The 13,730-nt window shown below is 69.4% G+C and carries 14 protein-coding genes; 6 read left to right on the top strand and 8 right to left on the bottom strand.

Going from position 1 to position 13,730, the window contains the following annotated elements; translation table 11 throughout:
* Positions 1-60: 60 nt before the first annotated feature.
* From AB0C28_RS23540 to AB0C28_RS23525, 4 genes are all read left to right on the top strand, one after another.
* Positions 61-849, top strand: a complete 789-nt coding sequence (locus AB0C28_RS23540; RefSeq protein ID WP_357846441.1) for an ABC transporter ATP-binding protein — start codon at positions 61-63, stop codon at positions 847-849.
* An 86-nt stretch (positions 850-935) separates the two neighbouring features.
* The gene (locus AB0C28_RS23535) at positions 936-1,859 is read left to right on the top strand and encodes an SPFH domain-containing protein (RefSeq protein WP_357846439.1); all 924 of its coding nucleotides are present in this window, start codon (positions 936-938) and stop codon (positions 1,857-1,859) included.
* 77 nt (positions 1,860-1,936) lie between these two features.
* The gene (locus tag AB0C28_RS23530) at positions 1,937-2,692 is read left to right on the top strand and encodes a sulfite exporter TauE/SafE family protein (protein WP_357846437.1); all 756 of its coding nucleotides are present in this window, start codon (positions 1,937-1,939) and stop codon (positions 2,690-2,692) included.
* Between the two features lie 23 nt (positions 2,693-2,715).
* Entirely contained in the window at positions 2,716-2,940 is a 225-nt protein-coding gene (locus tag AB0C28_RS23525) for a hypothetical protein (protein ID WP_357846435.1), read from the top strand.
* 13 nt (positions 2,941-2,953) lie between these two features.
* On the opposite strand, the gene AB0C28_RS23520 is transcribed toward AB0C28_RS23525, so the two are convergent.
* The 6 genes from AB0C28_RS23520 to AB0C28_RS23495 form a co-directional block, all read right to left on the bottom strand.
* Positions 2,954-3,772 (bottom strand): NAD(P)H-binding protein, encoded by an 819-nt coding sequence (locus AB0C28_RS23520; protein ID WP_358077236.1) that lies wholly within the window; start codon positions 3,770-3,772, stop codon positions 2,954-2,956.
* A 29-nt stretch (positions 3,773-3,801) separates the two neighbouring features.
* Positions 3,802-4,713 (bottom strand): Rieske 2Fe-2S domain-containing protein, encoded by a 912-nt coding sequence (locus AB0C28_RS23515; RefSeq protein WP_357846431.1) that lies wholly within the window; start codon positions 4,711-4,713, stop codon positions 3,802-3,804.
* Between the two features lie 30 nt (positions 4,714-4,743).
* Positions 4,744-5,355 (bottom strand): HD domain-containing protein, encoded by a 612-nt coding sequence (locus tag AB0C28_RS23510; protein ID WP_358077233.1) that lies wholly within the window; start codon positions 5,353-5,355, stop codon positions 4,744-4,746.
* A 1-nt stretch (position 5,356) separates the two neighbouring features.
* Positions 5,357-7,537 (bottom strand): molybdopterin-dependent oxidoreductase, encoded by a 2,181-nt coding sequence (locus AB0C28_RS23505; protein ID WP_357846427.1) that lies wholly within the window; start codon positions 7,535-7,537, stop codon positions 5,357-5,359.
* 133 nt (positions 7,538-7,670) lie between these two features.
* The gene (locus AB0C28_RS23500; RefSeq protein WP_358077230.1) at positions 7,671-8,321 is read right to left on the bottom strand and encodes a hypothetical protein; all 651 of its coding nucleotides are present in this window, start codon (positions 8,319-8,321) and stop codon (positions 7,671-7,673) included.
* A 2-nt stretch (positions 8,322-8,323) separates the two neighbouring features.
* Entirely contained in the window at positions 8,324-8,539 is a 216-nt protein-coding gene (locus AB0C28_RS23495) for a hypothetical protein (protein WP_357846423.1), read from the bottom strand.
* Positions 8,540-9,188: 649 nt separating this feature from the next.
* Between AB0C28_RS23495 and AB0C28_RS23490 the strand changes: the two genes are divergently transcribed.
* Together AB0C28_RS23490 and AB0C28_RS23485 are read left to right on the top strand one after the other, a co-directional pair.
* A complete protein-coding gene (locus tag AB0C28_RS23490) occupies positions 9,189-10,052 on the top strand; it encodes a helix-turn-helix transcriptional regulator (protein ID WP_346100921.1) in 864 nt (287 codons plus the stop codon).
* A 52-nt stretch (positions 10,053-10,104) separates the two neighbouring features.
* The gene (locus AB0C28_RS23485; protein WP_106246091.1) at positions 10,105-10,329 is read left to right on the top strand and encodes a DUF397 domain-containing protein; all 225 of its coding nucleotides are present in this window, start codon (positions 10,105-10,107) and stop codon (positions 10,327-10,329) included.
* Positions 10,330-10,698: 369 nt separating this feature from the next.
* Here the strand turns inward: AB0C28_RS23485 and AB0C28_RS23480 are convergent, their stop codons facing one another.
* Positions 10,699-12,144 carry a catalase gene (locus AB0C28_RS23480; RefSeq protein WP_357846420.1) on the bottom strand — a complete coding sequence of 482 codons (1,446 nt, stop codon included), beginning with the start codon at positions 12,142-12,144 and terminating at the stop codon, positions 10,699-10,701.
* Positions 12,145-12,289: 145 nt separating this feature from the next.
* Positions 12,290-13,699: an MFS transporter gene (locus AB0C28_RS23475; protein WP_358077227.1), complete on the bottom strand. Its 1,410-nt coding sequence runs from the start codon at positions 13,697-13,699 to the stop codon at positions 12,290-12,292.
* Positions 13,700-13,730 lie beyond the last annotated feature (31 nt).

Raw genomic sequence — 13,730 nt, 5'->3', positions numbered from 1 at the left:
GATAAGCGCTCGCCCTGCAATAGGTTTGTCCCGAGGGTGACTCCTAAGGAGGTATCGGGGATGGGTGGTCAGGTGCTGCGGCTCCAGGACGTCGCCGTCAGGCGCGACGGAGCGGCCCTGCTGCGCGGCATCGACTGGACGGTCAACGCTGACGAGCGGTGGGTCGTCGTCGGTCCCAACGGCGCGGGCAAGACCACGCTGCTGCAGGTCGCGGCCACGTTGCTCTATCCGAGTGACGGCGTGGTCGAGGTGCTGGGCGAGCGGCTGGGTCAGGCCGACGTGTTCGACCTGCGGCCGAGGATCGGGCTGGCGAGCGCCGCGCTGGCCGAGCGCATCCCGCCGGAGGAGAAGGTCATCGACCTCGTGCTGACGGCCTCGTACGGGATCATGGGCCGCTGGACCGAGGAATACGACTCCAACGACGTCACCAGGGCGGTCGAGCTGATCGACATGCTGGGCGCGGCCCACCTGATCAGGCGGCGGTTCGGCACCCTGTCGGAGGGCGAGCGCAAGCGGGTGCAGATCGCGCGGGCGCTCATGCCCGACCCCGAGATGCTCCTGCTCGACGAGCCGGCCGCCGGGCTCGACCTGGGCGGCAGGGAAGACCTGGTGCGCCGTCTGTCGCTGCTGGCCGGCGACTACCGCTCGCCGACGCTGGTGCTGGTGACGCACCACGTGGAGGAGGTGCCGGCCGGGTTCACCCACGGCCTGCTGCTGCGCCACGGCTCGGTGGTGGCCCAGGGGCCGCTCGACCACGTCATGACCTCCGACACGCTCTCCGAGACGTTCGGGGTGCCGCTCTCGCTGGACCGCAGCGCCGAGGGCCGCTGGTACGCGCGCGCTCACTAGATCACCATTTATGACGATAAAAGACGCCCAAACCTGAAACACCATAGGATCTGCGGAGTCGGTTTCCTCGGCTCCGGAGCGTCGCCATGTCCGTCGAACAGCTCATCGTCGCCATTGTCGTGGTCGCCGCGGTGGGCTTCGGAGTGGCCCGGACGATTCGCATCATCCCGCAGGCCACGGCCGCCATCATCGAGCGCCTCGGGCGCTACCACCGCACGCTGACCCCCGGGCTCAACCTGGTGGTGCCCTTCATCGACCGGATCAAGGACCTGATCGACCTGCGAGAACAGGTGGTGTCGTTCCCGCCGCAGCCGGTGATCACCTCCGACAACCTGGTGGTCTCCATCGACACCGTCATCTACTTCCAGGTCACCAACCCGAAGGCGGCCACGTACGAGATCGCGAACTTCCTGACCGGCGTCGAGCAGCTCACGGTCACCACGCTGCGCAACGTGGTCGGAGGCATGGACCTGGAGCGCACGCTGACCTCCAGGGAGGACATCAACACCGCCCTGCGCGGCGTGCTGGACGAGGCGACCGGCAAATGGGGCATCCGGGTCAACCGGGTCGAGCTCAAGGCCATCGACCCGCCCGCCTCCATCCAGGACTCGATGGAGAAGCAGATGCGCGCCGACCGCGACAAGCGCGCCGCCGTGCTGACCGCCGAAGGCCAGCGTCAGGCGGCGATCCTGGCGGCCGAGGGCGAGAAGCAGGCGTCGGTGCTGCGGGCGCGCGGCGAGGCGGAGGCGGCCGTGCTGCGCGCGCAGGCCGAGGCCGAGGCCCAGGCGATGCGGGCCAAGGGGCAGGCGGACGCGATCGGCATGGTGTTCAAGGCCATTCACGAGGGCAATCCGGACCAGCACCTGCTGGCCTACCAGTATCTGCAGACCCTGCCGGAGATCGCCAAGGGCGACGCCAATAAAATCTGGATCGTCCCATCCGAGATGGGCAAGGTCCTGGAGAACCTTGGCGGCCTCTTCACTCCCCCGAAAGACCAGGACACCCGGTGAGAACCCTGCCGAACGGACTGCCGCCGCGGCCTTGACCGGGCACGTCGACGCGGCTGCGGTCCGAGCGGGGGGTCTGCGTGACCGGATGGGAACTGGCCGCGATCTGCGCTGCCGGGATGGTGGCGGGCGCCATCAACGCGGTGGTGGGGTCGGGCTCGCTGATCACGTTCCCGACGCTGGTGGCGCTCGGCGTCGATCCGGTCACCGCCAACGTCTCCAACACGATCGGCTTGGTCCCCGGCTCCTACACCGCCGCGTACGGCTACCGCGCCGAGCTCCGCGGCCAGCGTGACCGCCTGCTGCGCCTGGGCGCGGCCTCGGCGCTCGGGGCGCTGATCGGCGGGATCCTGCTGCTGTTCCTCGATCCCGACGTGTTCGAGTTCGTGGTGGTGGTGCTGATCGCGGTGGCCTGCGTGCTCGTCATGACGCAGCCCCGGCTGAACGCGTGGGTGGCCGCGCGGCGCGAGCAGCCCCACGCGCACGGCGGCGCGGCGCTGTGGGTGGGCGTGCTGGCCTCGGGGATCTACGGCGGCTACTTCGGGGCCGCGCAGGGCGTGCTGCTGATCGGGCTGCTCGGCATCTTCCTCGACGACGGCCTGCAGCGGGTGAACGCGGCCAAGAACGTGCTCGCGCTGATCGTCAACGGGGTGGCCGCGCTGCTGTTCGTGGTGGTGGCGGAGGTGGACTGGGCGGCCGTGGCGGGGGTGGCGCTGGGCGCCATCGCGGGCGGGTTCCTGGGGGCCAGGCTGGGGCGACGCATTCCGGCGCGGGTGCTGCGGGCGATCATCGTTTTCGTGGGACTTATGGCGATTATCGTACTGGTGTACGGATAAGTCGGGATGGGTATAACTCGGTCATGAAAGGTGACCGGGTGGAGATCGTCATCGACGCGGGAGACTCTTCGCCCCGCACGTACGAGATCACGGCCACCCGCGCCGGGCGGCGGGTCGAGGTGGCCAACCGGCGGGGGCTCGTGGAGGTGAGCGAGGTGACCCGCACCGGCACACCGGTGCGCACGGCCAGGTTCATGTCCAGCCGCATCCTCGCCCTCGTCGAACACCCCGCCGACTCCACCGACTGAAGCAGGCCCCGGGTCAGGCGAAGTCGGCGGCGTGCTCTTCCGCCCACTGGCGGAAGGTGAGCGCGGGCCGGCCGAGCAGCCGTTCCACCGTGTCGGTGGCCCGTTCAGGGCGCGTCACGAAGCTCTCCCAGGTCGTCAGCGCGCCCTCCACGAACGCCGGCTCCCCCCACGCCGCCATGAGCCGCTCGCGCGCCTCCTCGACCGGCTGCTCCTCCCAGCGCACCGCGCGCCCGGTCGCCTCACCGATCACGCGCGCCTGCTCGGCCTGGGTCAGCTCCTCGGGCCCGGTGAGCGCGTACGCGGCCCCGTTGTGCCCGGCCGAGGTGAGCACGTGCACGGCCACGGAGGCGATGTCGCGCTCGTGGATCAGCGCCCTGGACGCCTCCCCGTACGGCCAGCGCACCACGCCCTGCCTGATCTGCCCGGCCCAGCCCAGCGTGTTGGCGGCGAACCCGCCCGGCCGCAGGAACGTCCATCCGAGCCTGGAGCGCCTGATCAGCTCCTCGATCTCCGCATAGTGCGACGGAGCGCCGTCGCCTCCCAGCGCGGACAGGTACACCACCCGGCGCGCGTGCCGCGCGACGGCCGCGACCACCTCGGCGGCGTTGCCGGTCGTGAAGCCGGGCCAGAGCAGGAACACGCTCTCGACGTCCTTCAGCGCGGGCTCCAGCGTCTCGGGCTCGTACAGGTCGCCCTGGACGACCTCCACGGCCGCCCGCACCCGCTCGGGGCGCCTGGCGAACGCCCGTACCTCCAGCCCCGCCCCGGCGAGCTGGGACACCACATGACTGCCGACGTTGCCGGTCGCGCCGGTCACCAGAATCTTGCTCATGGCCCCGACCGTAGGACCTCAACCAAACTTCAGGTCAACCCCGGCCGCACCTGGATGGTGCCGTCCCTCCTGATCCGCGTCTCGAACACCGGCGCGGGCGCGGTCGCGGGCCCGTGCCTGACCGAGCCGTCGGACAGCCGGAACGTGCTGCTGTGCCACGGGCACACCACGCACGCCTCGCCGTCCTCCATCACGAGCCTGCCCTGGTGCAGCGGACCCGCCAGATGCGGGCACCGGTCGGCCAGCACGGTCACGCCCTCACCCTGGCGCAGCACGAAGAGTTGGATGTAGCCGAGCCGCCTGGCCACGGGCCGGCCGTCGGGCAGGTCCTTGAGCGGGCACAGGTCGTGCCAGCCCAGCGGCACCAGGTGCGTCACCTGCGGCGCGTGGTTGGCGCCCGCCGCCTGGCGATGGGCCAGGTGCCCGCCGAGATAGGCGCCGAGCCCGCCGACGGCGAGCCCCGCGTACGACATCATCCGGCCAGGCCGCTCGTGCCCGCGCAGGCGCGCCAGCAGGGAGGCGGAGAACAGGCCGAGCGCGGCCGCGTTCGCCAGCATGTGGACGAAACCCACCCGCTGCTGCTCGCGGTGGAGCGAGGACCAGTCCGTGAGCCCCGCCGCCGCCGTGGGCAGCGCGTTGATCAAACCGGTGGCCAGCAGCAGGCGCGAGGCGCGCGGATCGGCGTCGGCCAGGTCCAGCACGGCCGTGGAGAGCCAGCAGCCCAGGGAGACCGTCGCCAGCGGCGGGTGCATGGGCTCCCCGAGGGGTACGCCGTGCAGCACGTCACGCAGCCGGCCCTGGCGCAGCCGCCGGCGCACGGCCTTGGCGAGTCCCCTGATCGGCGAGTCCATGGCCTTCGACTTCTCGAGCCGATCGGCGATGGCGACCGGCCCGGCGAAACCCCGCAACTGCCGACGTCTCGCTCGTACTGTCTCTTTCACGACAAGTCCCCTACCCCGGCCTTGTGGGGGTCACTCGGGCAGGTGCCCCCTGGCCACGGAGAGTTCGACCAGCTCCAGGGCGTACGCGCCCAGCGAGGGCGAGCCCTCCTCGATGATCCGAACCTTCTCCTTCACCTGTGTGGCGGTGACCTTGAACAGTGGCCACGTGCCGCCCTCGTTGTGATGGTTGGCCAGGATGGGGGCGAAACGGTCGAGCGCCTTGGCGAATCTCGCCTCCGGCGTCTTCCTGTCCTCGAACTCGGCCCACAGCTCACGCATCCGCGTGCCCTGCTCGGCCGGCAGCAGCCCGAAGATGCGGTCGGCGGCGGCCCGCTCGGCCTCGGCCTGCGCGGCCACCGCCACGGAGTCGTAGATGAAGGTGTCACCGGCGTCGATCTCCACCAGGTCGTGCACCAACAACATGGCCACGACGCGTTGCAGGTCGGTTCCGGGTGGGGCATGCTCGCCGAGGACCATCGCCAGCGTGCCCACGTACCAGGAGTGCTCTGCGGTGTTCTCCCGCCGCGAGCCGTCCATCAGATGGTTGCGGCGGATGACCCGCTTCAACTTGTCGATCTCGATGGCGAAGGTGATCTGGGCGTTCAGGCGGTCCTCTTCTGGCGCGATAGTCACGCGCGACACCCTATTGTGCGGTGATCACCCCGGTTGGTGAAATCGTGACCGGAACTCCGTTGAACACTGCGTTACCACTTGGAACGTCAATGGTGGTTTCGTCCGTCAACGCGTTGGCGCTGACGCCCGCGTGCCCGGCCGCCACGCTCTGCGTGCTGCCCGCGTGGCCCCAGCCGTGGGGGAGGCTCACCACGCCGGGCATGATGCTGTCGGTGGGCTCCACGGGCACCGTGACCTGGCCCTTCGCCGAGCGCACCACGGCCTGCCCGGCCAGTCCCAGCCGTTCTGCGTCGGCCGGGTTGATCTGCAGCGTGCACGTGTTGCTGCCGCCGACCAGCGGGCCCACGTTGTGCATCCAGCTGTTGTTGGAGCGCAGGTGGCGCCGGCCGATCAGGACCATCTCCGGCGGCTCCTCCTCCAGCCGGCCGCGCAGCCGTTCCACGTCCTCCAGGAGCTGCGGCGGGGCCAGCTCGATCAGCCCCGAGGCGGTCCTGAGCACCTCGCCGAGCCGCGGCTCCAGCGCGCCCAGGTCCACGCCGTGCGGGTTGTCGAGCAGCTTGCGCAGCGACAGGTCACCCTTGCCGGCCCACTCGCCGTACGGGCCGAGCCTGAGCATGAGGTCGAGCCGCCGTTCGCCGCCCGACTCGCCGTCCAGCAGCTCCCGCAGCTCCGCCACGTCCCGCCCCTCGACCCCCGAGCCGGGCGTCTGCGTGGCCTTTCGCAGCGTGTCGTCGATGACGAACGCGTCGAGGTCCCCTTCCAGCCCCGACGCGATCATGGCCAGCCTGGCCAGGATCTGCGCCTCCGACGGCCGCTCGTCCAGCGGCAGCAGCGGCGGCGAGTAACGCGCGTAGTTGCGCACGGCGAACCCGAGCAGCGCGAAGTCGAAGTGCCCCGACTGCAGGACGCGGGGCGGGGGCAGGATGACGTGCGCGTGCTTCGTGGTCTCGTTCAGGTACGGGTCCACGCTCACCATGAAGTCCAGCCGCCCGAAGGCCGCGTCCAGCCGATCCCCGTTGGGCGCGGAGAGCACCGGATTGCCCGCCACCGTGAACAGGACCTTGATCTGCCCCTCACCGGGTGTCTCGATCTCATCGGCGAGGGTGGCCACCGGCAGCTCACCGTTCGCCTCGGGCAACTCCCTGACCCGGCTGCTCCACCGCCCGACACCGTACGGCCTGCGCCGTGCGCGCATCTCGGTGGCGGCCTTGGGGAACATCGCGCCACCCGGCCGGTCCAGATTGCCGGTCAGCACGTTGACGACGTCCACCAGCCACTGGGCCAGCGTGCCGAACTCGGTCGTGCAGGTGCCGATCCTGGCGTACACGGCGGCCGTACGCGCCGCCGCCAGCTCCCTGGCCAGCCGCACGATCACCTCGGCGGGCACCCCGGTGCGCCGGGCCACGCTCTCCGGCGGGAAGTGCTTGGCCGCCTCGCGTACCTCGGCCAGCCCGTTGACCTCGGCGAGCGGCCTGGCCAGGTCCTCGGCGAACAGGGTGTGGACGATGCCGAACAGCAGGTAGGCGTCCGTACCCGGGCGGACGAACAGGTGCTCGTCGGCCAGCGCGGCCGTACGCGTGCGGCGCGGATCGACCACGACCAGCCGCCCCCCGCGCCCGCGCAGCGCCTTGAGCCGCCCGGGGAAGTCGGGCGCGGTGCACAGGGAGCCGTTGGACTCCAGCGGGTTGGCGCCCAGCATCAGCAGGTAGTCGGTCCTGTCGAGGTCGGGCACGGGGATGGCCAGCGGATGGCCGAACATGAGCCCGCAGGCCACGTGCTTCGGCATCTGGTCGGCGGTGCTGGCGGAGAAGACGTTACGGGTGCCGAGCGACTTGATCAGCGGCGCGCCGTACAGGGCGCCGGCCATGGTGTGGGCGCTGGGGTTGCCCAGGTAGACGGCGACGGAGCGGCGGTCGGAGACCCGGTCCAGCCCCGCCCTGACGGCCTCGAACGCCTCCTCCCAGCCGACCTCGCGCCACAGCTCGCCCTCCCTGATCAGCGGCTTGCGCAACCGGTCGGGATCCTCGTCCAGCCGCCCCAGACTGGCTCCCTTGGGGCAGATGAACCCCTTGCTGAACGGGTCGTCCTTGTCGCCCCTGACGCTGGTCACGTGCCCGCCCGCGTCGAGAGTGAGCGTCAGGCCGCAGACGGCCTCGCACAGGGGGCAGGTCCGGTGGACGGTCGAGGTCATCACGACTCCTGAGTTCGCCAGCTGAACTCATCTTCGCGCGCTCCCCGCCCATGGGGAAGCCCCGGAGCCCCCGCGGTCTCCGGGGCTTCGCCCCCCGGGGAATTTCCCGGATTCCCCAGGTCTCAGGTGGGTCTCATCGGCCCATCAGAGGAAGCGCCGGCTCGGTGCGCAGATCGGGCGGCTCCTCGAGGTCGGGTCTCATGGAGATCCAGACGCGGCGGCCGTACAGGCGCTCCAGGCCGGGGGAGAGCGCCCCCGGCACCTCGTCGCGCCGGACGGTCTCCACGATCAGGAGCTGGGCCCGCGTGCGGTGCCGGTAGACGTTGACGCTGCGCGCCCAGCAGGCCGCGGCGATCTCGGCGCTGTAGGCCTCGAACTCCTCGGCGCTGATGCCGGCCCTGACCAGCACCAGGGCCTTCTCGCCGGTGGCCGTGGGCGTGATCCACAACACCAGCGGGATGCGACCGGCCCTGGTGTGCATGGTGGTCTCCAGGCAGACTCGGTGCAGGCGGTGCCGGGAGATGACGCACCAGACGTGGGCCGTGATCCAGTTGCGGCCCGTCCTGGTGGCGGCGGGCACCGAGACGGCGCCGGCCAGCAGGATGAACGGCATCCAGCGACCCTCCTGGGCGGCGCCCACGAGCGTCAGCGTGAACAGCGCCAGCCCGGCGAGCAGCAGCAGCTCGGCGCGGGCCCGCCAGAGCCTGACCAGCGGCCCGCCGCCCCCGGCGGCCGGGAGGTCCTCGTTGGCGGGGAAGATCTGGTTACGCGGATTCCTCGGCATCGTCAGGACACCTCCTCGGTCACCTTGCGTGGGAGGCGGAGCTGGTCGAAGCGCGGGTCGCGGTAGCGCCGGGAACCGAAACCGGTCCTCGTCACGGTCCAGCCCCTGCGGAATGCGAATTCGTCGGGCTCGACGCAGATTCGGTAGTCGGCCGGCGCCATGAGTTCCTGGATCCAGGACTTGATTCGGCTGAGTCCCTTGGTACCTTGTGAGTACATAGAAGACCCCTTTCGCGGCATTTTAGAGGTGGCTTCTTGGCCGGTCCGACGGCTGATGACCGGTTCTTCCGCAGGGTGGCAGCCCATATGCGGTGAACCGGTGGTCAGCCTCGGCCCGGCTTTTTTGCTGCTCGAATGAGCGGACTCGCGCGGTGTTTTCTAGGCGAATGCGCGATCCTTCCGGCAAGTGGCCTCCCTGGGGTGGAGTTTCGTATCCGGGACGGCGACGTTGCCGGAGAGGCGGCCCCTGCGGGGGCTCGCCAGCGGAAGCGGAAGGCTCGGTGTGGGCGGCCGTGTCGTCATCTCAGGCCTCCTCACCACGTCGAGCTCCCTCCTGGCTCTGATCGTCCCCCGAGGTCGTCGATGCTGCAATACTTTGAGCAAGGGAAGATTTAAGAATCTTGCGGCTTGCCGTGCAACTTGCAGGAGAAGTGTCGGCCACAGGGGCCACTCGGGAGATCTTTGCCCGTTGTAGACCACTTAGCGGAGCTTGTCTTGCTCCTACGCTCTACCCATGAAAGCCTTCTGGCAAGGCTGTGCGGCAATGTACGTGCAACTTGCAGGGTAAGATTGGCTAGACGGCCCAGAAAGCCGGGCTCCAAACGGTCCCTTCCGGCTACACCTCCATTCCCGAGAAGGAGCGTGGACGGTGCCAACGCAGCAGGGCAGTCCAACAGTACGGCGACTCCGTCTGGGGCAGGAGCTCCGCTTCCTCCGCGAGCGGCGCAAGCTCACCGGAGCCAGGGCGGCCAGGGATCTTGGCTGGTCGGCCAGCAAAGTCAGCCGCATCGAAGCGGCCAAGACCATGCCCAGCGCCGACGACATCAAGGCCATGGCCAAGCTCTACCGCGTTGACGGTGACAAACTTGACGAGCTCGTTGGCCTGTTGCGTGATGCGGAGCAGCGGGGGTGGTGGGAAGATTACGAAGACTCCCTGCCTGAGGAGTACACAAGATTCCTCGGGCTGGAGGCGGAGGCCACCTATCAGCGCAACTGGGAACCCCAGGCTGTGCCCGGCCTCCTGCAGACCGAGGACTACGCGCGAGAGGTCATCCTGGCCACCCGCGGCATCGCGCGCATCACGCACAGCGGTGTCCGCAGCAGGGTGGAGGCCCGACTCGACCGGCAGAAACGCGTCCTGCACAGGAGCGATCCCTGTCGGATGAGCGTGGTGCTCGACGAGGCGGCGCTGATGCGCCGGTTCGGAGAGCCTGCGGTCATGCGAGAGCAGATGGAGCATCTCCTGGAGATATCCCTGCTGCCGCATGTCAGCGTGCACGTCCTGCCGTTGGACGCACTACATCCGGTCAACACCGGTGCGTTTATTCATCTCAAGTTCACGGCATTCGATGATGTCGTGTATTTGGAACAGCTGTACACTGCTCATTTTGTCGACGACCTGGAGCGGGTGGCCGGCTACGAGTTGGCTTTCGACCACATCAGGTCGGAGGCCCTGGACGTGGACGAGTCGCGTGTTCTCATCCAGCGTAAGGCCATGCTCTGGCGGCGTTGACAAGCTACCTCAACAAAGAGGCAACGAAGCCTCTGCACCCTTTGGGGAGACAATGCACAACGACATCACGAAGGCGGCCTGGCGCAAGGCCAGCTACTGCAACGGCGCCACGGCGTGCGTAGAGGTCGCTCCGCTGGCGGACGGCAACGTCGCGCTGCGTGACAGCAAGCAGGAGGACGGACCCGTCCTCGTGTTCACGCCCGCCGAGTGGACCGCCTTCGTAGCCGGCGTCATGGACAACGAGTTCGACCTGGCCACACTGGTCGCGCGCGCATGACGAACGGCTCTGGCGTGTTGCTGGCACAACCGTCCAGAGCCGTCCTGTAAGAGGCCTGGGGTGCGCCTCTGTCGTTGGGGACACGCCGTCCGGCGTGCCGCAGAAACCCGCATATCGTGGCACCGATGATCTGTGCGCGCAACTCAAGTGATCTTCCTTGAGAACGCCACAGGCCCGGTCCGCCACATCCGGGTGCCCCCATGCCTCGTCTCGACAATCGTTCTCGGGTCCAGCGATATGGCCATCGAGCGAACGGCCTTTTCGTCGGCGATTCATCAGGGCGCGGAAATGGCCCTTCTCAGGCCCGCCACGGGAAATCTTTTATGACGTGGCCGTGGCGAAGAAAGCCGGGACGGTCGGATTCTCGGCTCAGTTCAGGCCGAGGCCCTTGCGGACGCGGGCGCCGAGGTCCTTGTGGATGTTGGTCCAGTAGTCCGCGACGCGCAGTTTCATCGCGGACGTCACCTCAGGGGCTGAGGCGTGGCCGACGATGTTGCGCACCATGTTGGCGCGGTCCCCTTCGGACAGGACGTTCTCCCAGAGCGCGCGCGGCTGCACGAAGTCGTCGTCCTCCGCGTGCCTGCGGTACGCCGAGCGTACAATCTCGCCCGTGACGTGGTAGCGCTCGCCCTCGTACAGGGACGGGTCGGCGGTGGGGCCGCCCGCGGAGTTGGGGGCGTACACCGGGTCCTGGGGGTTCGTGAAGGTCATCGGCCCGTCGAAGTTGTAGGAGTTGACGGGGCTGCGCGGCTGGTTGATGGGCAGTTGCAGGTAGTTGGGCCCGATCCGGTAGCGGTGGGCGTCCGGGTAGGAGAAGAGCCGGCCCTGGAGCATCTTGTCGGGGGAGGCGCCGATGCCGGGCACCAGGTTCGACGGCTCGAAGCCCGCCTGCTCGACCTCGGCGAAGTAGTTCACCGGGTTCTTGGTCAGCGTGAGCCGGCCGATGGTGAGCTCGGGGTAGTCGCCGTGCGGCCACACCTTGGTCAGGTCGAACGGGTTGAACCGGTAGTCGGCCGCGGCCTCGAACGGCATGATCTGCACGTTGACCGTCCACGACGGGTGGTCGCCCTTGGCGATGGCCGTGTGCAGGTCGCGGACGTGGTGGTCGGGGTCGGCGAGCAGCGCGGCGGCCTCGTCGGCCGTGTAGTTCCTGATGCCCTGCTCGGTCTTGAAGTGGTATTTGACCCAGAACCGCTCGCCGGCCGCGTTGTACCAGAGGAACGTGTGCGAGCCGAAGCCGTGCATGTGCCGCCAGGAGGCCGGGATGCCGCGGTCGGTCATGAGGAACGAGACCTGGTGCGCCGACTCGGGCGACAGCGTCCAGAAGTCCCACTGCATGTTGTTGTCGCGCAGGTGGTTGTCGGCGCGGCGCTTCTGGCTGTGGATGAAGTCGGAGAACTTCGACGGGTCGCGGATGAAGAAGATCGGCGTGTTGTTGCCGACGAGGTCGTAGTTGCCGTCCTCGGTGTAGAACTTGATCGCGAAGCCGCGCGGGTCACGCGCCGTGTCGGGGCTGCCGAGCTCGCCGGCGACGGTGGAGAAGCGCAGGAAGAGCGGGGTCTGGGCGCCCTTCTGGAAGAGCTTGGCCTTGGTGAACTGGCTGACGTCCTCGGTGATCTGCAGGAGGCCGTGGGCGCCGCCGCCCTTGGCGTGCACGACCCGCTCGGGGACGCGTTCCCGGTTGAAGTGGGCCATCTTCTGGATCAGATGGTGATCCTGCATGAGCAGGGGCCCGTTTGGGCCGACGGAGAGCGAGTGCTCGTCGCTCGGTGCGGGGATGCCCGCGTCGTCGGTGGTGATGGGCCTGTTCGTCATGATCACGCTCCTCCGGGTCGGCGTTGCCGCTGGTGCGACCTGTCTCCCGCGAACCGTCGCGTACGACCGGCGGCGCGGGGGACGGTCTCCGTCACGTCAAGCTACCCCCTTAACTTGAAGCATTCAAATAAGTGAGTGATCCAAATCAGGCCAGGGCTGGAGTGCGCCGCCGCACCAGCAAGATCGCGCTCAGCCCGGCCAGGGCGGCCAGCCCCGCCATCGCGGCCGCGGTCGGCAGCGCGGCCGCCACGGACGCGGACTCCAGGGCCATGAACAGCGTGCCCACCGTGGAGACGCCGATGACCTGGCCCAGCTGCATCACCGTGAGCAGCGCGCCGCTGGCGTCGGCCGCGTACGCCCGGTCCACCTGCTCGGTCACCATGGTGGTCACCGCGATCTGCACGCCGAGGCCCGCTCCGATGAGCGCGCTCATGACCGCGTACGGGACCCCGCCCCCGGCGGCGAGGCCGAGCCCGAGATAGGCCGGCGCGGCCACCAGGTAGCCGACGGGGACGAGCGAGCGCTGCAGCCGCTGCGGCAGGCGCGGCCAGGCCAGTCCGACCAGGCCGAACGCCAGCGCGCACGGCACCAGCATCATGCCGGAGGCCAGCGGCGTCATGTGCAGGTCGCCTTGCAGGTGCAGCGCCGAGGTGAACAGGAACGCCCCCCACGTGGCCGGGCCGAACAGCAGCACCGCCAGCCCCGGCCGCATGCCGGGCGCGCGCAGGACGCGGGCGTCCACCAGCGGACGGCCGCCGCTCGCGGTGACCCACCGCTCGACGCGGACGAACGCGAAGAAGGCGGCCACGCTCAGCGCCATCGAGATCCAGCCCCAGACGGGCCAGCCCAGATCCCGCCCGAGCACGAGCGGCACCACGAACAGCAGCACGGCCGCGGACAGCGTGGCCAGCCCCCACGGGTCGAGGCCGGTCCTGCCGCCGCCGGTGTCGGTGGGCAGCACCCGGATCCCGGCCACCAGCAGCAGCGCCGAGACCGGCACCAGCACCAGGAACACGAGCCGCCAGCCCAGGCCGACGCCCAGCAGGATCCCGCCCAGCGCCTGGCCCACCACGATGCCGCCACTGATCATCAGAGACCACAGGCCCATCGCCCGGCCCCTGGCCGCGCCGTGATAGTTGCGCTGGAGCAGCGTCAGCACCTGCGGCACCATCATCGCGGCCCCGGCGCCCTGCAGCAGCCGGCTGCCCACCAGCCACTCGGTCGAGGGCGCCAGGCCCGCGGCGAGCGTGGTGAGCGTGAAGACCGCAAGGCCGCCGAGGAACGCCCGGCGGTAGCCGAACAGGTCTCCCACCCTGGCGCCGGTGATCAGGAGGACGGCGTAGACAATGGTGTAACCGGCGATGATCATCTGCAGCCCCGCGCCGGACGAGTGCAGGTCGGACTCGATGGTCGGGGTGGCCACGTTGACGATGTTGACGTTCAGCACGGCCAGGAACTGCCCGACGAGGATGATCGTCAGCAGCAGGCCGCTGGCCTTGGGAGTCTCCTGCGCCTTTGTGTGCGCAGGAGCGGAGAAAGCGGCGGTTTGCGACATGCGGATGAGTCTGCCGCCGATCCAGTACCAG

This window comes from Nonomuraea sp. NPDC048892, from assembly GCF_040649735.1.
GTDB classification, from domain to species: Bacteria; Actinomycetota; Actinomycetes; order Streptosporangiales; family Streptosporangiaceae; genus Nonomuraea; species Nonomuraea maheshkhaliensis.
Note: the sequence above shows the minus strand (reverse complement) of the source record. Positions and strands in the feature narration are given on the sequence as shown.

Excerpts from the sequence above, each read along its gene's own strand:
- AB0C28_RS23495 (WP_357846423.1), bottom strand. The coding sequence starts at position 8,539 with ATGTACTCACAAGGTACCAAGGGACTCAGCCGAATCAAGTCCTGGATC.
- AB0C28_RS23540 (WP_357846441.1), top strand. The coding sequence starts at position 61 with ATGGGTGGTCAGGTGCTGCGGCTCCAGGACGTCGCCGTCAGGCGCGAC.
- AB0C28_RS23475 (WP_358077227.1), bottom strand. The coding sequence starts at position 13,699 with ATGTCGCAAACCGCCGCTTTCTCCGCTCCTGCGCACACAAAGGCGCAG.
- AB0C28_RS23535 (WP_357846439.1), top strand. The coding sequence starts at position 936 with ATGTCCGTCGAACAGCTCATCGTCGCCATTGTCGTGGTCGCCGCGGTG.
- AB0C28_RS23520 (WP_358077236.1), bottom strand. The coding sequence starts at position 3,772 with ATGAGCAAGATTCTGGTGACCGGCGCGACCGGCAACGTCGGCAGTCAT.
- AB0C28_RS23480 (WP_357846420.1), bottom strand. The coding sequence starts at position 12,144 with ATGACGAACAGGCCCATCACCACCGACGACGCGGGCATCCCCGCACCG.
- AB0C28_RS23500 (WP_358077230.1), bottom strand. The coding sequence starts at position 8,321 with ATGCCGAGGAATCCGCGTAACCAGATCTTCCCCGCCAACGAGGACCTC.
- AB0C28_RS23505 (WP_357846427.1), bottom strand. The coding sequence starts at position 7,537 with ATGACCTCGACCGTCCACCGGACCTGCCCCCTGTGCGAGGCCGTCTGC.
- AB0C28_RS23485 (WP_106246091.1), top strand. The coding sequence starts at position 10,105 with ATGCACAACGACATCACGAAGGCGGCCTGGCGCAAGGCCAGCTACTGC.
- AB0C28_RS23525 (WP_357846435.1), top strand. The coding sequence starts at position 2,716 with ATGAAAGGTGACCGGGTGGAGATCGTCATCGACGCGGGAGACTCTTCG.